Genomic DNA, 19247 nt, shown 5'->3' on the forward strand with positions numbered 1-19247 from the left:
GAGAGGTTAGCCGTTAAATCTCAGCACAAACGTTTGTTTTGAATTATCAATCCCGATTCAGACAATGACTTTAGTCGGATCACCATTTAATCCACGCAAACGGCGAAGAAACATTTCGGCCATGAGTTCAGCTCTGTTTTTAGCCTCTGCTGCCATTTCCCCTTCGAAATCTTCCTCAATAGTTGCCCTGAACAAGATTAACCAGCGTTCAAAATGTTTTGCTTCAATAGCCAGTGGAGCGTGTTTGGCAAAAGGGTTTCCCCGAAAACCAGGAACCCCGAATAATGCAGCATTCCAAAACCTGTACATTTGCTGCAGATGAGGGTTCCAGTCTTGCAGTACACTTGCGAAAACAGGCCCGATCAGTTCGTCCTGCTGAACTTTCCCGTAAAATTTATCTACGAACAGCATAATATCTTCCACGTTTTTAATGTCAGCCTTCATTGTTACAAATTTACGGATTAAGCGCTTTGAAAAAATCATATCAAAAATCATAGTTATGTAACATTCCTAAGATAATAATATATTATTTCAGGAAATATTTGTTTTTGTGATTTAAAAGTAGAGATTTGTTTCAATGGGTTTAATCAGACACTTACTTTACACGCTTCGAATGGCGATTGCATCAAAAATGCAACCTGCCCGTGTTCTGCAACGTCAACCCGTTTCTTACCACTCTAATTTAGGATACTTTTTCCGTAAAAATAGCAAAGACTTTATTCAGTAAGTCCCGGCCCCGCATCAGGTTTGGGGCCAGCGATAAAGCTTTATTTTTTTATATCTTAATTTATTTTGTTAATGAAAACAATCCTTACACACCGCTTTATTTATGCAATGCTCGAAATTTCCTTTACCAGGGAAATGTGCGCTTCATTTGCAATGTATTGCCGCATGATAGCTATTCATTATCATTTTGGATTCCACTCCCAAACTACCAGCAAGGACTTTATTAAGTAAGCCCCGACCCTCATTTGGTTTGGGGCCTTCAGGAAAATCATGAAGCTGTATACCAGACAGCTCCACTCTCTTTTTTTACTGAATTAATAGTTTATATGATTAATAAATTTAAATCCATTTCATGGATCGGCTTGGGCTTGATAGGTCTTTTCGGCTTAAATGTAATGCTTGTTCTCGCTGCTTTACTTCTGGATGATGATTGGTTAACTGTGCTGTCTATCCTGTTCACTGTGCTGCAATTATTCCTGTATCGTAAGCTTAAACCGCAACAACGAAAGTTTAAAATCCATAGCCGGCTGCTCAATCTTCAGAAATCGCATGCTGCGAATTAATAAATAAAATCTAATAAATATCATATGGACCCGACATCATTATTTTAATGATCAAAGGCTCCATATGACCAAAAAAAACAATAAACAAATAAGCATATGAAAACGGAACAATTAATGATCGTTAAAAAAGAACTGGATCTGTTAAAAAAACATCTTAAAGATTCTAATCTTTCCGAATACAATAAAAACCAGTTACTTGCAGAGTTAGGTTCTGCAAAAGTTGTCAAAGAAGATGAGCTACCTGATGATGCGGTATGTATCGGATCAGAAGTAGAGATCCAGGAAGAATTAAGTGAAAGAAAATATACTTTTCAAATTGTCTTTCCTGCGGAAGCCAATATGAAAGAAAATAAAATGTCTGTCTTTGCCCCTATCGGCACCGCCTTATTAGGCTACCGCGTGGGCTCCAAAGTTCAATGGGAAATGCCCGATGGCATGAGAACATTTGCTATTTTAAAGGTTACCCATAAAAAAGGCTAAGCGAGTTAAAGCCTATAAAAAATGCCCTGTTAATTAGCTTAACAGGGCATTTCAATTTAAAAACCTGGTGCTGTTTAGAATCCAGGATTATTTGGTAATAAGCTTGAATTCACATCCGTTTCCTGTTTAGGCAAAGGGAACAACAATTGCTTCTCTGAGAATGTTGCGCCGAAAACTGTTTTGTGCCCTACAAAATTGTCCCAGTTGCCAGTCACATCATTGTGAACCTTCCTGGTACGAATCATATCAAACCACATTTTATTCTCGAAACACAATTCATAGTAACGTTGTGCCCATACTTCCTGCTCAAAAGCCGCCGATGATAACGCGCCGATCGGAGCTAGTTTAGCTCTTCTTCTAATATCATTCACAAACTGAATCGCTGTCCCATTAGGTGCACCTTCTGCCTGATTTGAAGCTTCTGCGTACATTAATTCTACATCCGCTAAACGGTACAAAGTAAAGTTAAGATCAGACTTCAATGTACCAGATACTGCAGTAGAGTCAAACCATTTATAGATATAATTCCCTTTAAACTGCACAATATCGTTGTTCTTATAGCTCTTATAACTTGTATAGAAAAACTGTTTTTCTGCTACCCTTTTATCACCAGGTGCATAAGAACTGATAAACTGTGGCGTTGGATAAACTGAACCATATTCATCCGAATAACCCGAAATACCTGAATAATTCGGGATAGTCAGTGAAGTCAATGGATTGTTTGAAGGAACAGAAGCTGCATACTGAACCTGGAAAATAAATTCCCCGTTGTTTTTATTTGCAGGTTTCAGCATATCCGTATACTCCGGAAATAAAGAAAAACCTCCTGTTTGCGCAACCGCCAGTGAACGTTTGGCCGATTCAGCATAATATTGTTTTCCGCCGTTGATTGCTGCACCAGCATAAGTTAAATATACATCTGCCAGAATTGATTTTACAGCGCTCATAGACACTTTTCCTGTAATATCCTTCCAGGGTAAAGTAGATTTCTCTGCTTCCAGTAAATCCGGGATAATCACGGTATCATAAATATCCTTTGCAGCTGTTCTTGGAATCGACAGGTTCAGGTTTTTAGGAATTTCAGTAACCTTTGGAACAGCTCCGTACATTCTCACCAGGAAAAAATAGTATAAAGCTCTAAGCGTACGCGCTTCGGCCATCAGGTTTGTTTTATCTGCTTCACTAAGTCCCGGAGCGTTGATACCAGGTATTTTTTCGATAGCGATATTACATGCACCAACTCCCTGGTACATTTTCTGCCACCAGGTATCGATATAAAATGAAGTCGTATTGTAAGAAAGATTCTGGAAATTAACTGCTCCGGTTTGTCCAAGATCACTATTTGCTTTTCCGGTCATAAATTCCATCAGGTTATAGGTATTTCCTCCGTATGATGAAGGTTGTCCCTGCAACATCCCCTGCAGATATTGATAACTTGAATTCGCAAAGGCTCTGGCTACTTTAGCACTGGAAAGCTCTGAATCCGGAGTTATAAAATCGGTGGGCTTTTCATCCAGGAATTTTTTACAAGAAGCACAGGTAAGTAAAACCAGTACCGCAAATAATATATTTTTTGTCGTTTTCATGTGATTCAGTTTTAAAAGGTAAGTTGAACGCCTAAATTCCAGATACGAGGTCTTGGCGTAGCGAAAAAGTCAATATTTTGAGAGAAAGAAGCATTTGAACCGTAAGTCTGGTTAAATGTATCTACCTCCGGATCATATCCTGTGTACTTGGTGATGATAAACAAGTTCTGAACGTTTGCGTAAATTCTTAAACGATTGATGTGCAACTTCTGATTTACTGCCGCAGGTAAGCTATAACCCACGATAAAATTCTGACCACGGATAAATGAACCATCCTCTACCCACCAGCTGTCAAAGTGTGAATCCTGAGCGAATTTATAGTTACGTACCTGGGAAATAGAAGTATTTTGATTTTGTGGTGTCCACGCATTTAACACTGTTGCCAAACTATTCGAGATCGTCTGTCTGTCTTCAGTAGAGTGTTTAAAGTTAGCTGCTGTATTGACACCCTGAACAAAACGAATATCAAATGATAAATCCCAGTTTTTATATTTAAAACTACTGCTGAATGTTCCTGTCCATTTTGGATAAGCCCGGCCTATAATACTATAGTTCACGCTACCATCCTCATTGTAAAGGTATTTTCTGTCTCCGGTTTTTAAGCCATGTGATGCGGCCTCAGCTGCTTCATTTTCACCATAAGTGCCCAGACGTGTCATTCCGTAAAAAGATCCGATTGGTTCGCCTACACGAACTACATAATTCTGACCAAGGAAGTTCGGGCCAGGGAAAATGTCAGCGTTACCATCATTCAACTTGATAACTTTGTTTTTATTCGCAGAGAACAGGAAGCTGGTTGACCAGGTGAAATTATCTGTTTTAACATTGACCGTATTCAAACTGATCTCTATTCCGGAATTTCTTACTGAACCTACGTTTTTGTAAACATTTGCATTGGTAAATCCTGCGGACCACGGAATTGGGGTCTGTAACAATAAATCTTTGGTGACACGGTTATAATAATCAAAAGTCAGGTTAATTCTATCATTGAATAACCCTAATTCAACTCCTGCATCTGCTTGGATTGATCTCTCCCATTTCAAATCCTGATTACCGATATAACTAGGCAATAGTGTTGATTGTGCTGAACCACCTAAAACAGTTGTACTTGGCTGAATTTGTGATAAAGAACGGGCTTGTCCAATTTCCTGGTTACCTGAAGTACCATAACTTGCACGGATCTTTAAATTAGAAACGGTTTTACTGTTTTTAAGGAAATCTTCTTGTGAAACGCGCCATGCAGCACCTACAGAAGGGAAAAAGGCATATTTATTGTTTTTTCCAAATCTCGAAGAACCATCATAACGGCCTGTAGCTGTAAATAAATATTTATCATCCAGACTATAGTTTACCCTTGCATAGAATGAACTTAAAGCAGATTTAGTATCATAAGATTCAGATGCAGATCTTACTGAACCAGCCTGAAGATAATGATATTGAAAAATATCATCTACAAAGTTTTGCGTTTCTGCACGAACTCTTTCATAACCAGTTTGCTGTAAAGATGCGCCTAATAAGGCTGTAAATTTTTGACGTTCATTGATTTTTTTGTTCCACGTCAAATAATTTTCTGTCTGCCAGTAATAGTTATCATAAGCATTGATATTGGCTACCCCGCCTTCATCGGCAGATAAATGCTGCAAATTCTGAGAAGAAAAGAAGTTATTTTTATTGGAGCTCAGGTTATATCCAAAGTCAGTTTTAAAATCAAGTTCGCTGGTAATATGAACTAAAGCATAAACATTACCCAGCATTTGTAAAGTATTATTGATCGTATATCTGTTGTTTGCAATATCTATCGGATTTGGTGCACCCTCTAAACCAGCAATATCAAAATTCCCTGCATATAGGCCATTAGCATATTTTACAGGTAAAATCGGCACTTCTTCGCCTACTGCCCTGGCAACATTTAAACTTCCGTTACCATCGGTAACTAAACGTTGTATGCTTCTGATCAGGTTCACATTACCACCTAATTTTAACCAGCTTTTCACATCATTATCTAAGGTCATCTTTACAGAATAGCGCTTAAAGCCTGAAGTAGGAGCCAGTCCTTTTTGATTCAGATAACCTAATGATAAACTGTACAGGGATTTTTCATTACCACCTTGTACATTTAACTGGTGATTTTGTGAGAAAGCAGGTTTATAAGTTTCCTTTTCCCAGTTTGTATCATAAAGAGGTTTATTGTTGGTATCAAATAATAATGGATAATTTGCATAATTCAAGGCTTTTGGAGGAGTCCATACGCCACCTGCAGGGTCAAATTTTGTACCGTTCGCGAAAGCCTCATTGTAAACTTTCAGGAATTCTTCTGAATTTAACGATTTCACATGTCTGTATAATTCACTCACGTTTGCATTCGCCTCGTAACTAATTTGCGTTCCCTCTCTGCGCCCTCTTTTTGTGGTGATCATAATGACCCCATTTGCACCTCTTGAACCATAAATAGCGGTAGAAGAAGCGTCTTTTAAGACTTCTAATGAAGCCACATCATTCGGGTTAATCGAATTCGGATCAACACCCGCAACCCCGTCAATTACATATAAAGGATCAATATTGGAGTTAATAGATCCAATACCCCTTACCCGTACTTTCGCGGCTGTTCCTGGAGCTGCACTGTTCAAACTCACCTCAACACCTGCTATTTTACCTTGCAGGGCCTGGGAGATATTTGCAACAGGTTTATCCATCAGCTGTTCACCTTTAATGGTGGCAACAGCTCCGGTTAAATCTGATTTCTTAACCGTACCGTAACCAATTACAACTACTTCGTTCAGGTTATCGGCCTTTTCATCCAGCTGGATGTTGATGGTACTTCTACCGCTGATCGTTCTTTCCTGTGCTGTAAAACCTGTAGAAGAGAAAACCAGGATAGCCTTATCATCAGCTACCTGAATTTGGTAATTTCCAGCAGCATCAGTTATTGCGCCTCCAGCTGCCCCCTTTATTTTGACACTAACCCCGGGGATCGCGAGGTTGTCCTTTAAACCGGTGACCTTCCCGGTAATTTTAATTTGTGCCATCACCTGCAGGGAAAGCAGTGAGAGCAAAATGGAGTAAATAAATGCTTTTTTCATAATTTGGTTTTTAGTTTTTGGTTTTTGGTGTGGTTATATGATCGTTTTAAAAGCTGTTCAGTTGTTAGTTTTTGGCGGCCCATTGTTTAAGAGATTCAACGGCATCGAATAAAACGCCCGCCTCTCCTCTGAAATCACCGGACCCTTTGGCTTCGCCGGTTTGTACATTGTACCATTCATAAAATCCTTTATGGGCAATTGCGCGGTCTACCATAGGCATTAATTCTTCATAAGCTTCTTTAATCAGCTGATTAGAGATTAAACCAGGAATCATCCGGCCACCGAACCAGGTCCAGTCACCGCCATTTTGATAAGAATAAGGAAGCATATTTGGAAATTCACTTTCCGGATAAGGGGGATAAACTGTAAAGCCTATCGTTGCAAATTTTTCTTTTGCTGCGGCAGCTACGATTTGAAGGTTAATTTGTTGTACCTCTTTTGGAGTGTTAAATCCAGCCAGAATTGCACATACAGAGCCACCACAGTATAAAATCTTGTCTTCGTCAAATGTTTTAGAGAAAGGACTGCCGTTTAAATACAAATGAGGTCTGTATTTTTGAGCTTCAGGCATCCACAGGTGTTTGCGGACATTTGCTTTAATTTTACTGGCCACGCCCGCCCAATCTTGCTGTGTTTTGTAGTTTGCAGGTTTCATAGCCAGAAAATCATTTATGGCGATGACAAACATGGCATTATCATAAATATCAACTGCCCATTTGGTATGTGCATTGATCGCTACCCCCCAGCCTTTTTCTGGTTGTACGTCTCCCCAGTCAACCGTAGCAGCACCTTTTACAAGACCATATTTAGCTGACCATCTATCTTTTAAGATATAGGAGAACGATTCTTCCATACGTTGCAAAATGGTTTTAGCTCCGATACGTTCGGAAAGAATACTTTGATCACCAGTCACGTCAATATACTTGCTCACCGCTTGTACCAATGAGGATTCCTGATCAGTTTCTACTGTATTTTTATGGGCGGCCCATCCTGGCAATAAAGTGGAGTAACGGTACTGATAGCCACCGTTTGCTTTTGCACTATCCACTACACCATCCACAATATTACCATCATCACCCTGAATTTTAAAGAACATCAGGAGCATATTCCGCACTTTCTCTTTGGGTTGAATTTTTAAAGAGCCTTTGATAAAGGTATTAAAGTCTCTGATCCATACTTCGTCATAAGATGTACCAGCAGAAAATCCGGTAAGTAGTTGAATTGCCCTTGCCTGAATCGTATCTAAACGAGTATCAGCGCGTATGGACCTCGCGAGTGCTGCCCTATCTGCTACCTGTGCGGTAGAGTTCAGATGTAGTAAACAAAAAACAGCAGAAAAAAGGAGTAGAGATTTTTTCATTCAGTTTTATTTAAATACGATAAATAAAAGCGCACATATCCCTGTTTTTAATAGGAAACATGATTACCGTCTATATTTGGTTGTTAATAGTTATGTACAAACATAGAAGTATTCTAGGTATTTCCAAATTTTAGATGATCTTTTTTCATATTGATAAAACGGTTAAGCTTTATCCAGGTTTGATTGCCATTTTACTTATTATTCATAGTTAACGTTGTGAATAATTTCACTAACTATGATCTTTTCGTCAGACTTCTATTTTTGTTCATTCCGCTTAACCTGAATGAGTAATCGGCAGGTATCAAGTTGCAGCACATATATACCTACATTCCTATTTGCTATGTATGTACTAAAAAGCTTAATTTTACAACCGATCACCGCATCGTTATTAAACTACTATGAATATTTCCATTGACCATAAAAGTCATATCCCACTTCACATCCAGGCAGAACTCTTACTCAGAGAACTTATCAAAGATCCAGCATACCAGGCTGGTAAACTCTTACCGAATGAAGTAGATCTTGCCAAGAAACTGGCGATCTCCAGAACAACCCTTCGCCAGGCTTTGAACAAATTGGTTTATGAAGAATTACTAGTGCGTAAAAAAGGGTATGGAACCAAGGTTGCTCCTTCTAAAATAAGCTCTAAATCAATGAATTGGCTGAGTTTTTCTCAGGAAATGAAAGCAAGGGGCGTACCTGTCAAAAACTATGAGTTACATGTAAGCTGGGTCTACCCGGATGAACAGATTGCCAATTTATTCGATATTAAAACCGATAAAAAGATCTTGAAATTAGAGCGTTTGCGCGGTGGGGCTGATAGTGCTTTTGTGTATTTCATTTCTTACTTCCATCCCAGAATAGGCCTTACAGGAGAGGAAGATTTTAAGCTGCCTTTATATGAAATGCTGGAAACAGAACATTCAGTCATCGCCAATTTATCGAAGGAAGAGATCAGTGCCATCACGGCAAACAAATTTATTGCCGGCAAGCTGGAAGTGGAAACCGGAAGCCCTATTTTATTCAGAAAAAGATTCGTCTATGATCAGGGTGATCGTGCAATGGAATATAACTTAGGCTATTACAATGCCGAAAGCTTTATCTATACCGTAGAGAGCAGAAGAAATCACTAGATTTTTATCGATTTTAAAAAGGGCTTTGAATATTCAGGAGAAATGTCATATGTTTGGACATTATAACATATAACTAATCAAACCTGATGACGGATCCTTACCCAAACGGAATAAATACCGATATAGGTACTTTGCGGAATACAACGCAATTTATTATTCCAGCAGAAAAAGCTCAAACCACTCAGCAGGGATATGATATTTATCCCGCTTTTAAGATTGCAGACACCATCTATTCAGGTTTCAACAGCCTGGCTGAATGGATCGTTAATCAGGATCAAAATATTGTAATTGATGGATATTCCGGTGTCTGCTGGGACCAGTTCGTCAAACAGCTTCATAAACATTTAACGCAAAAAGGTAAAACCGTCCGCTGGATAACAATTGATACGGCGTTAAAACCCGCCGCAGTAATTGAGGAGTTAATTGCTGTTAATTTACAGCAAAATGATCCTGTATTTGGTAAAAGGTATGAAGGGGAATTAATAGACTTTTTTGATTTGAAAAAGCTCCGCTCAATTCAACCAGATTCCCATGAATTAACCATTATCTATGGCTGTGGAGCTGCATTAGCCCCTATTCATGCTAAAACAATTTATATTGATGTCCCCAAAAATGAGATTCAGTTCCGTTCCAGAGCAAATGTGCTGCGTAATCTTGGTGCCTCAGAAACTGCCGATCCTAAAACACAGTATAAACGCTTTTATTTTGTAGACTGGCCTGTTTTAAATAAACATAAGCAGCAGTTATTAGCGCGTATTGATGCTATTGTGGACGAACAGCGAATCATTGAAATAGCCTGGATGACTGGGGCAGCGCTTCGCAATTCATTAACTAAAATGTCCAGACATGCTTTCCGGGCCCGGCCTTGGTTTGAACCTGGTGTATGGGGTGGCCAATGGATTAAAGACAATATAGCGGGACTCAATCCGGACGTTATAAACTATGCCTGGTCATTTGAATTGATAGCTCCCGAAAACGGGATTGTACTGGAAAATGAAGGCCGGTTATTGGAAGTCTCTTTTGATTCCCTGCTTTTTCATAACAGTAATGCGATCTTAGGTAAAGCTGCCAAACGTTTCGGTTATCATTTTCCGATACGCTTTGATTTCCTGGATACCATGAATGGCGCTCCATTGTCCTTACAGTGCCATCCTACCATAGCTTATACCAAAGAACATTTTGGGGAAGACTTTACACAGGATGAAACTTATTACATTCTTGAACATCAGCAGCAAGCCAAAGTATATTTAGGTTTTCAGGAAAATATTGATCCGCAAGAATTTAAACGGGTTCTGCAAGACAGTTTTAATCACCATACACCTGTAGCGGTAGAAACGTATGTACAGACATTTAATTCTAAAAAACATGAGCTATATCTGATTCCAAATGGCACTGTGCATAGTTCTGGCAAGAACAACCTGGTATTGGAAATTAGTGCAACACCTTATATTTTCACCTTTAAAATGTACGATTGGCTGCGCCCTGATTTAAATGGTAAACCAAGGCCATTGAATATCGAACGTGCTTTTGCCAACCTGAATTTTGAAAGAAAGGGTGATGTAGTTAAAGACACCCTGATTGCAAAACAAAGTATCATTAAGCAGGGCGACGACTGGCAGGTAATCAACCTGATGACTCATCCTGATCATTTTTATGCAATTCACCGCTTTGAATTCGATACCGTTATTGAAGGACATACCAATGGGCAATGTCATATCCTGAGCCTGGTAGAAGGAGATCTTATTTTGGTTAGAACCGGACAGATGGAACAGGTAATTCATTATGCGGAAACTTTTATTATTCCTGCTGATGCGGTACAATACCAAATCATAAATAAAGGAAAGGGACGGGCTAAAGTCCTCACTGCCTTTGTAAAGGACGAATGTTGTTAATTAATTTAAAGACTATCAATCACCATGGGAACCACACCTGAAAAGTATCAATTTAAAATACTATTTATTGCTTTTATAACCATAAGCAGCTTCAATGTATTTGGGCAGCAGGCTATTTTTACAGACATTCAACTACAGCCAACCATAGCTTATTTAAAGTATAATGGAGAAAGCAGAAGGATGGTCAGGCTGATTTTTAAAAACGGCAAAAACTATCAAAAGGGAGAAATCTCTGTATCTTTTAATAACTTAACGGAAAAGATCAGTATCGCTGCAAATAAGCAAGGAGCAGCGTATTGGGAGATCCCGCTACCCGGTATTCCGGTTACTAAAGCGACACAAGCAACAGTTTCAGTTTCCTTTAATCGTCAAACCTATACAGCACGCTGCATTGTTGAACCTTCCAGGAGCTGGAACATCTATGTGCTGCCCCATTCTCATGTAGATATTGGCTATACCAATACACAGGCTAAAGTGCTGAAACTGCATATGGATAATATTGACGAATCTATCGCTCTTGCAGAAAAGACAAAAGACTATCCGGCTTCTGCACGCTTCAAATGGACAACTGAAGCGATGTGGGTGGTAGATAATTATTTAATGCTTGCCAGTCAGGAGAAAAAAGACAGATTCTGGAACGCCGTAAAAAAAGGATGGATCAGCCTGGACGGTGCTTATGGAAATATCAATACCAGTCTTACCGATTCCAAACAATTAATGCAAATGTTCGCCAAATCACAAAAACTGGCCAAAGAACAGGGCATTGAGATCAACACCTTATTTCAGGGTGATGTACCGGGAGCTTCCTGGGGTTTGGCGGCGCAGGTTGAGCAAACAGGAATCCGATATTTCCTCTCTGGCCCGAATGCTTCAGACCGGATAGGAAATCTGGCGAAATGGCAGGATAAACCTTTCTACTGGCTCTCCCCTTCCGGCAAACAAAAACTCTTGTTCTGGCAATGTCAGCCTTATTCATTAGGTTATCAATTGAAAGGAGACAAAATACCTAATTTCTTTACGATCAAAGATCCGAAACCTTTCTATACAGGTCATCCTTCAGAAAACTTCCTGAACCCTTATTTATTTAACTATCTGGATGAACTGGCGCAAAAAGGCTTCCCTTATGACATGTCCATTTTAACCTGGGCGATGAGTGATAATGCACCAATTGATCCGGAATTACCAGATGCAGTGAAGGCATGGAATGAAAAATATGCGTCACCGCAGTTGATTATTACCTCTACAAAACAGTTTTTCACTGACTTTGAGCAAAAATATGCGGCTAAAATCCCTTCTTTTGCAGGGGACTATACCGAGTACTGGACAGATGGGGTATCTTCTGCGGCTAAAGAAACTGCGCTTAACCGTAATTTATCTGATCAGCTCAAACAAGCGGATGCAATCTGGGCTATCCGCAATAAATCTTCTTATCCGGTGCAAAGTTTTGATGAAAGCTGGAAAAACTTATTACTATTCAATGAGCATACCTGGGGTGCTTTTAATAGTGTATCTCACCCCGATGATGAAAAAGTAAAGAGTGAATGGGCAGTCAAGCAATCTTATGTTTTGAAAGCAAAAGATATTATTGATACTTTAACTGCACAGTCTTTAAAAAGTGAGCGAAGTAAAGATAACCAGGTTGATGTTTATAATACGGTTTCCTGGTCACGTACAAACATAGTTTATATCCCCGCATCTTTAAGCGAGGCTGGTGATCTCGTTAAAGATTCATCCGGAAAACCTGTAATTTCTCAACGTTTAAGCACTGGCGAACTCGCTTTTATAGCCGATCAGGTACCACAAATGGGGAAAAGCACTTTTAGCATTTATCCCGGAAAAGCTTACAGCCGTGCAGAAAAAACTCACAACAAAGGTGGTGGGAAGAATCAGATCTCTGCAAACACCTTAAACAACGGAGTTTATCAAATTGAGCTGGCCCCACAAACCGGAGATATTAAAAAGCTGATCAAGCTGGCGAATAACCGCAATTATCTTTCTGCAGATTCTGCCGGCCTCAATCAATATTTATACATGCCGGGTGACTCTATTGAGAAAATTCAATCCAGTTCAAACGCCAGTATAACATTCAAAGAAAAGGGGCCATTGGTCAATAGTTTACTGATTACTTCTGCCGCGCCTGGTACCAACGGAATTACCAGGGAAATACGGTTAATTACTGGCCTTGATCAAATTGAGCTGATTAATACGATTGATAAGCAGGCAATCCGGAGAAAGGAAAGTGTTCATTTCGCCTTTCCTTTTCATGTACCGGATGCCAAAGTCCGTTACAGTATTCCATGGGGAAGTATTACCGCAGAAACTGATCAGTTACCTTATTCAAACAGAAACTGGTATACGATGCAAAGATGGATAGACATATCAAATAATAGTTATGGGATTACCTTATCCAGTCCTGATGCTCCGTTATTTGAAATTGGAAAGATAACTACAGCCAATTTACTTGGTGGCCTACCTCATGCACCACTTTGGTTATCATTTACGCCACAATCTTCTCATATTTATTCGTGGGTAATGAATAATTTATGGCACACGAACTTCAAAGCAGATCAGCAAGGGCCTGTTACTTTCCACTATTTTATTCAGGCACATGAAAGCGGGTATGATAGCTATCAGGCTAATCAAACCGGGTTAAATAACCATCAACCGCTGCTGGTCGCTCCTGCTGCCGCAACTCTTGAAAAAGGCCTGCCTTTTACTATCCAGGGAAATAATGTCTATGTGGAAGCTGTTAAAAAAGCCGGCGATGGAAAAAGCATTATCCTGCAGCTGGTGAATTGCGGTGAAAAAGATAGTGAAGTTATTATCCATCCAAAAAACAATTCATCCCTGGGTATTTGGGAAAGCGATCTTTTAGAAACACGTAAAAAGTCATTGAAGAACCAATTTATCCTTCCGGCAAAAGAGATCATGACAGTTTGTATTGAAAATTGAATTAACCTTAAACAACCATGAACCTAAACAATGAACCACAGGTTTCGGCTCCAAAGTCAACCGTTTTTTTAATCGCAATTACCATGGTAGCCACATTAGGCGGGCTGCTTTTTGGCTTTGACATGGCCGTTATTTCAGGCGTACTGCCTTTTGTAAAACAACAGTTTAGTTTATCACCAGCGGCAGAAGGCTGGTTTGTTTCTTCGGCACTGGTCGGCTGTATTATCGGAGTTGCTTTTGCCGGAGAGCTCAGTGACCGTTTTGGCAGAAAGAAAATGCTGATGTTATCAGCTATATTATTTTTACTATCAGCAATTGGTACGGCAGGTTCTGCTGATTATACTTTATTAATTCTGGCAAGGATGATGGGCGGCATGGGGGTCGGTGTGGCATCCATAGTCGCCCCCTTGTATATTTCAGAAATAGCTCCGGCTGCTATCCGCGGCCGGTTGGTTACTTTTTATCAACTGGCTATAACAGCAGGTATTCTGGTTGCTTACCTGACTAATGCGGGCTTATTAAGTTTATCAATTACCTATCAGAATCAATCTTTAGGAGAACTATTAAATTATATAGTGATTCAGGAAGTATGGAGATCGATGCTCGGGTTGGGGGTAATTCCATCACTGCTGTTTTTAATTGGGTTGTGGTTTGTACCCGAGAGCCCGAGGTGGCTGATTTATCAGGGCAGGGAGCAGGAAGGCATCAATATCTTAAGCAGGATCAGTGGTTCTGCAAGTGCAGCTGCCGATCTGGTATTGCTTAAAAAAACGCCAAAACAAGAATCAGGTTCTTACAAAGAGTTATTTGCTAAGGAGATGAGAAGGCCGTTATTGATTGGTTTATTACTTCCTTTATTCTCTCAGTTTAGCGGGATCAACGCGATTATCTATTACGGGCCCCGTATTTTAAATGATGCAGGAATTAATATCACTAATGCTTTATCAGGACAGATCGTTTTCGGTCTGGCGAACTTCCTTTTTACCCTGATTGCGGTATGGAAAGTTGACCAGATAGGACGCAGGCCTCTTTATATTATTGGTGCTATTGGTGCGACTATTTCCTTGTTTTTTACGGGCTGGTGTTTTTACAGCGGTGCGACAAACAATATTGCACTGGTTATAAGTATCATTTTGTTTCTCGCCTGTTTTGCCTTCTCTATAGGGCCATTGAAATTCGTAATAGCTTCCGAGATTTTCCCGACAAGAATTCGCGGGAGAGCTATGGGTTTAAGTATCATGGTCATGTGGATTGCAGATACTATTGTAGGGCAACTCACGCCGCTGTTATTGGGTTCTGCGGGTGCAGCGGTCACGTTCTGGTTTTTCGCTGCCTGCTGCCTGGTTTCATTTATAGTGGTTTATAAAATGGTACCAGAAACTAAGGGAAAGTCACTGGAAGAGGTACAGGACATCTTTGTACATTAGAATGAAAAGATGATAATTAATTATGATTATATAGTTGATGATCAATTAGTCGGTATCGCCGTACAGCTAATAATCAATATCACTATATAAAGATGTATAGATATCTTTATATAGTGATATTGATTTACTATTTCAGTCCACCCTGCCCCTGATATAAACTCACGGGTTTATCCAGTTCCAGTGCCAGCACTGACATATATTCATCCTGTGTATCTTCAGGAACATTAATAAATACTAGTCCCGGAACCGGGCTCCAGGAGATCTTGCCAACAACTTTAGGCTCAATGGTTCTGGAAGTACCCACTACACGAATTTTCTTAATTGTATTCTTTAACCCTTTCACAACTACATTTCCGGAAACCTTTCCCTGAAGGAATAAATACAGTGTAGCAGAATCTTTTGGTAAAGTGGTAGGGCCGTAGAAATGACCCTGAGGCAGACCACCTACCGTACTAAAGATAGCTTCGCCATGTTTATTATTCCATTTGCCCAATTCTTTCAAAATATGCACCTCTTGTTCCGGTATTGTTCCGTCTTGTTTCGGGCCAATATCAAGAAGCATATTTCCGCCATTACTGATCGCATCTGCAAAAATAGAAATCACTTCAGCAGGTGTTTTCCAGGCGGTATCCTGCGGCTGATAACCCCAGTTGTTATTGATCGTCATACAAAGTTCCCACCAGTTGAAATGAGGTCTGCTGACCGGGAAATTCTGCTCAGGTGTATCATAATCGCCATAACCCTGCAAGCGTCCGTTGAGGATCGCATCTGGTTTAATTTTTAAGATATTCTGACGGATCAATGGTGCTTTCCATTCGGCAGCAGAATGTTCCCAGTCTCCATCAAACCACCACAGATCAGGTTTAAATGTTTTATTGAGCTCATCTATTTGCGCCTGGTTAAAGGTAAGAAAACGTTGCCAGCGTGCCGGATCGTCACTTATTTTATAACGCGTACTATCTTTTGTAAATGCCGGGTAATCGGGCGAACTCCAATCTATCAAAGAATAATAAGCACCACGTTTGATACCCTGCTGATCAAGTGAAGCATAAAATGGGGTAAGCAGATCTCTTTTTGCTGGCGTATTTTTTACCACGCTATAATGTTTTTGTTTCGTGTTCCAAAGCGCAACACCATCATGATGTTTGGTGGTCATCACTGCATATTTAGCTCCGCTCTCCTTGATTAATGCTGCCCATTCTTCCGGGTGATAGTTAGCAGAAGTAAAGCCTTTTAGCTGTTTCATATAATCAGCATAACTAATCTTTTTATTGTAAAAACTCCAGCTTTCATCAATCCCGTTCACCGAGTAAATACCCCAATGAATGAATATGCCCAGTTTTGCATCGGCAAACCACTGCATTTTAGTCCTGATGGAATCGGGATTAATCTTTGATTGTGCTGTTGCAGCAGTAAAAAGCGACATCGTTATCAAAAAAATACAGCTTAATCTTAAAAGGAACCGTCTTATCATAGTTGTTTATTATTTGGAACCTAAACATAAGATTTATCTGTTTTTTTTACCAGAGAATCTCCCCGAAAACTTTATTCCTCCTATAAATAATACAAAACCTATTCCTGAATAATGCAAAACCTATTCCTGAATAATGCAAAACCCATTCCTGAATAATACAAAACCCATTCCTGAATAATACAAAACTCACTCCTGAATAAGATATACTTATCCTGGTATATAGAGTTCCTTTTCGCCAGTTAACAATTGATGAATAAGCAGGCCATGCGCCGGAATAGTTCTGCCCTGAGTTGTAAAAGGCACATTGCTGAAATTGGCGGTGATCTCCATGTTTTTCCCAAACGTAGTTCGCTGTACCAGCCTGTCTTTTGTTAACCAATCAAATCCGGTCATTTCCAATTGAACCGCCTGCTCATGTGTCTTAGAAAAAACCTTCACCTGTTTACTGATAATCCTTTTATATTTTATCCATTCCAACTGATTAAGATGGTACAATGGTGGTACATTATATAAAATCTCCTTCAGCGCCGTATTTTTAATTTCACCAGGAATCTTCAAACTCCCGCATTCCCAATGATGAGAAGTAATTACAGCATTGTTATAAACCAATTGATACAAAGGGATATTAAAACGACTATCAAAATAGATATACAAATATTCATCCTTTAGGGGTGCCTGCAAACCATATCTGCCCGGTACTCCCCCGTCGCTGGAATAATAAGCACCAATATAATAAGGAGAATTCTTATTTTTCCGCATATCCGGGTCACTCCATGCAATCACCGGAGTGGTCATCCCATGCCCGAAAGCAATCGTATTGGCAGCGTAATCATTTCCGACCTCAGTGCCAATAACCAGTTTATACTGATCTCTGATCCAGGCCATTCTCATTAACCTTGCTTCCAGATCCTGCTCCTGATCAGTCATTCTGCCCGGTGTATAATCATCCAGAATTTCACCTGTTCCATCGCAATCAATAAACCAGGAATTGAATTCCTGTGCCGGGCCTTTCATTAAACCCATTATTCTTTGTTTAACCACAGGCATTGCCAGTACAGGACTTAATTGTCTCCCCTGCCCTAAAAAAGCATGTGCAGGTTTGCCGTTTTTATTCATTACATAAGCCCGGTTGTATAAAGTTGTATCTTCAAATTTTGCAGTTATCCAGACCTCTTTTCCAGGAGGATGTATACTATGATAAGAATCATAAGGCCCTATTAAATATCCTTTATCCTTAGCCTTCAACACAAACTCCGGATGAATCTCACCTGCCTCCCAGTCATTCAAACCTAACCACGCATCTTTTATACCGGCGGCCTTCATCTGATCCAACATCGCTAACGGAGCTCCACCCCAATCCTGAACTGGTTGAAAACACAAAGGATAGGCTTCATTTAATGTTTCCTTACTCAGACCCCGGCTTTTTAAACTTAATTCTCTATTTTTCAAATTCACCTCTCCACTTTTCAAATTCACCTCTCCACTTTTCAAATTCACCTCTTCACTTTTCAAACTCACCACTCCGTCTTTCAAGGCTTCATTCAAGGCCCTTAATAACAAGCTTTTGTGGAACTTGCTGATATAAGCATCCTTTTTAAATTCACTGAACGCTGCTAAAAATTCCCGGCCTGCTTCCGCATTTTTATGCCCAAACAATTCAAAAATATGTTTTGTCGGGTTCATGGTGGCGGCAGCAGATTCCTTAATTATTTTATCTTTTAATAGTTTCCAGTTTTTGACATCATCATTCACCAAAAACTCATTGTTCCAGATATAAATATGGGGAGCACCGTATAATTTCCTGATATTACCATTATCTCTTGCCTTCTCTGCCAGTGTGAGAATTGGTGATTTCTCTTCGACATATTTCCGATAAGTTTTCGCAATAGTTACCGGATCATTATTGACCAGGTATATCCGAAAACCAAACTGTTTATCCTTTACCGTAGCCGGGAACTCATGCTTAAACTGCAGGGCCAGTGTCTTCTGATGCGTATAGAATTCCAATTTATTGTTAAACATGTTTTTAATCACATAGACCAATGCCTTATCATCAAAATTCGTTGCAAAGAACTGCATAGACAAATCCTGAGATCCGGAAACTGAAGGATTTTTTGTAAAGTGGGCCTGCCATTTTTCGTCTTGTGCAGGAATGTATTTCCCCTGATGTAAAGGAATGGTAAAAGCACTAAACCTGGATTCAACTTTTGGCCAGCTCAAATGCGCTGTATCAGCAGACTTTACAGTCACATCAAGATAATCGTCATTCAACTCCACAAAAACCGTTAAATCTTCTCCAAAGGCCCAGGAAAGATGAGTTTTATCTTGTTTAACATGCCGTGCAATACGTTTGACTAATGGAGCTGAAATCACGTATTGATTACCTTTTTTATCGGTTGTAGTTACGGCAAATGTTTCAGGATTTACTGATACTTTTATCTGCTCATTTGATAACTCCCTATCCTGAGCCAATCCCGCCTGAGCAGTCATCAGCAAGATAAAAAACAGACTATACTTTATTGATAAGCTCACGCAGTTAACCAATCTCATCTTCACTTTAAATTAAATTTTGTG

12 protein-coding genes are annotated in these 19247 nt (G+C 39.7%); 6 read left to right on the plus strand and 6 right to left on the minus strand.

All coding sequences use genetic code 11. From position 1 onward, the window contains the following. Positions 1-57: 57 nt before the first annotated feature. A complete protein-coding gene (locus tag LY11_RS01285) occupies positions 58-444 on the minus strand; it encodes a group III truncated hemoglobin (RefSeq protein WP_111632234.1) in 387 nt (128 codons plus the stop codon). A gap of 608 nt (positions 445-1052) precedes the next feature. On the opposite strand from LY11_RS01285, the gene LY11_RS01290 reads away from it, so the two are divergent. Continuing rightward, positions 1053-1289, plus strand: coding sequence for a hypothetical protein (locus LY11_RS01290; protein WP_146610780.1), 237 nt, complete (start codon positions 1053-1055; stop codon positions 1287-1289). Between the two features lie 96 nt (positions 1290-1385). Continuing rightward, complete coding sequence (locus tag LY11_RS01295; RefSeq protein WP_111631917.1) at positions 1386-1769, plus strand: GreA/GreB family elongation factor; 384 nt, start codon at positions 1386-1388, stop codon at positions 1767-1769. Positions 1770-1843: 74 nt separating this feature from the next. On the opposite strand, the gene LY11_RS01300 is transcribed toward LY11_RS01295, so the two are convergent. The 3 genes from LY11_RS01300 to LY11_RS01310 form a co-directional block, all read right to left on the minus strand. Beyond that, positions 1844-3355: a RagB/SusD family nutrient uptake outer membrane protein gene (locus LY11_RS01300; protein ID WP_111631918.1), complete on the minus strand. Its 1512-nt coding sequence runs from the start codon at positions 3353-3355 to the stop codon at positions 1844-1846. A gap of 11 nt (positions 3356-3366) precedes the next feature. Next, positions 3367-6435 carry a SusC/RagA family TonB-linked outer membrane protein gene (locus LY11_RS01305; protein ID WP_111631919.1) on the minus strand — a complete coding sequence of 1023 codons (3069 nt, stop codon included), beginning with the start codon at positions 6433-6435 and terminating at the stop codon, positions 3367-3369. Positions 6436-6499: 64 nt separating this feature from the next. Then, the gene (locus tag LY11_RS01310) at positions 6500-7795 is read right to left on the minus strand and encodes a glucosidase family protein (RefSeq protein WP_111631920.1); all 1296 of its coding nucleotides are present in this window, start codon (positions 7793-7795) and stop codon (positions 6500-6502) included. Positions 7796-8193: 398 nt separating this feature from the next. Between LY11_RS01310 and LY11_RS01315 the strand changes: the two genes are divergently transcribed. From LY11_RS01315 to LY11_RS01330, 4 genes are all read left to right on the plus strand, one after another. Next, entirely contained in the window at positions 8194-8928 is a 735-nt protein-coding gene (locus tag LY11_RS01315; RefSeq protein ID WP_111631921.1) for a GntR family transcriptional regulator, read from the plus strand. Between the two features lie 86 nt (positions 8929-9014). Continuing rightward, a complete protein-coding gene (locus LY11_RS01320) occupies positions 9015-10820 on the plus strand; it encodes a class I mannose-6-phosphate isomerase (protein WP_111631922.1) in 1806 nt (601 codons plus the stop codon). Between the two features lie 24 nt (positions 10821-10844). Continuing rightward, entirely contained in the window at positions 10845-13772 is a 2928-nt protein-coding gene (locus tag LY11_RS01325) for a glycoside hydrolase family 38 N-terminal domain-containing protein (RefSeq protein WP_111631923.1), read from the plus strand. A 17-nt stretch (positions 13773-13789) separates the two neighbouring features. Further along, complete coding sequence (locus LY11_RS01330) at positions 13790-15199, plus strand: sugar porter family MFS transporter (protein ID WP_111631924.1); 1410 nt, start codon at positions 13790-13792, stop codon at positions 15197-15199. Positions 15200-15326: 127 nt separating this feature from the next. Here LY11_RS01330 and LY11_RS01335 read toward each other — a convergent pair whose 3' ends face one another. Together LY11_RS01335 and LY11_RS01340 are read right to left on the minus strand one after the other, a co-directional pair. Next, a complete protein-coding gene (locus tag LY11_RS01335) occupies positions 15327-16625 on the minus strand; it encodes an alpha-L-fucosidase (RefSeq protein ID WP_245952546.1) in 1299 nt (432 codons plus the stop codon). A 255-nt stretch (positions 16626-16880) separates the two neighbouring features. After that, entirely contained in the window at positions 16881-19223 is a 2343-nt protein-coding gene (locus LY11_RS01340) for a glycoside hydrolase (protein WP_111631926.1), read from the minus strand. Between the last annotated feature and the right edge of the window lie 24 nt (positions 19224-19247).

Origin of the sequence: Pedobacter cryoconitis (assembly GCF_003259615.1) — a bacterium.
Lineage (GTDB): Bacteria > Bacteroidota > Bacteroidia > Sphingobacteriales > Sphingobacteriaceae > Pedobacter > Pedobacter cryoconitis.

Excerpts from the sequence above, each read along its gene's own strand:
- LY11_RS01340 (WP_111631926.1), bottom strand. The coding sequence starts at position 19,223 with ATGAGATTGGTTAACTGCGTGAGCTTATCAATAAAGTATAGTCTGTTT.
- LY11_RS01315 (WP_111631921.1), top strand. The coding sequence starts at position 8,194 with ATGAATATTTCCATTGACCATAAAAGTCATATCCCACTTCACATCCAG.
- LY11_RS01310 (WP_111631920.1), bottom strand. The coding sequence starts at position 7,795 with ATGAAAAAATCTCTACTCCTTTTTTCTGCTGTTTTTTGTTTACTACAT.
- LY11_RS01285 (WP_111632234.1), bottom strand. The coding sequence starts at position 444 with ATGAAGGCTGACATTAAAAACGTGGAAGATATTATGCTGTTCGTAGAT.
- LY11_RS01325 (WP_111631923.1), top strand. The coding sequence starts at position 10,845 with ATGGGAACCACACCTGAAAAGTATCAATTTAAAATACTATTTATTGCT.
- LY11_RS01320 (WP_111631922.1), top strand. The coding sequence starts at position 9,015 with ATGACGGATCCTTACCCAAACGGAATAAATACCGATATAGGTACTTTG.
- LY11_RS01290 (WP_146610780.1), top strand. The coding sequence starts at position 1,053 with ATGATTAATAAATTTAAATCCATTTCATGGATCGGCTTGGGCTTGATA.
- LY11_RS01305 (WP_111631919.1), bottom strand. The coding sequence starts at position 6,435 with ATGAAAAAAGCATTTATTTACTCCATTTTGCTCTCACTGCTTTCCCTG.
- LY11_RS01335 (WP_245952546.1), bottom strand. The coding sequence starts at position 16,625 with ATGTCGCTTTTTACTGCTGCAACAGCACAATCAAAGATTAATCCCGAT.
- LY11_RS01295 (WP_111631917.1), top strand. The coding sequence starts at position 1,386 with ATGAAAACGGAACAATTAATGATCGTTAAAAAAGAACTGGATCTGTTA.
- LY11_RS01330 (WP_111631924.1), top strand. The coding sequence starts at position 13,790 with ATGAACCTAAACAATGAACCACAGGTTTCGGCTCCAAAGTCAACCGTT.
- LY11_RS01300 (WP_111631918.1), bottom strand. The coding sequence starts at position 3,355 with ATGAAAACGACAAAAAATATATTATTTGCGGTACTGGTTTTACTTACC.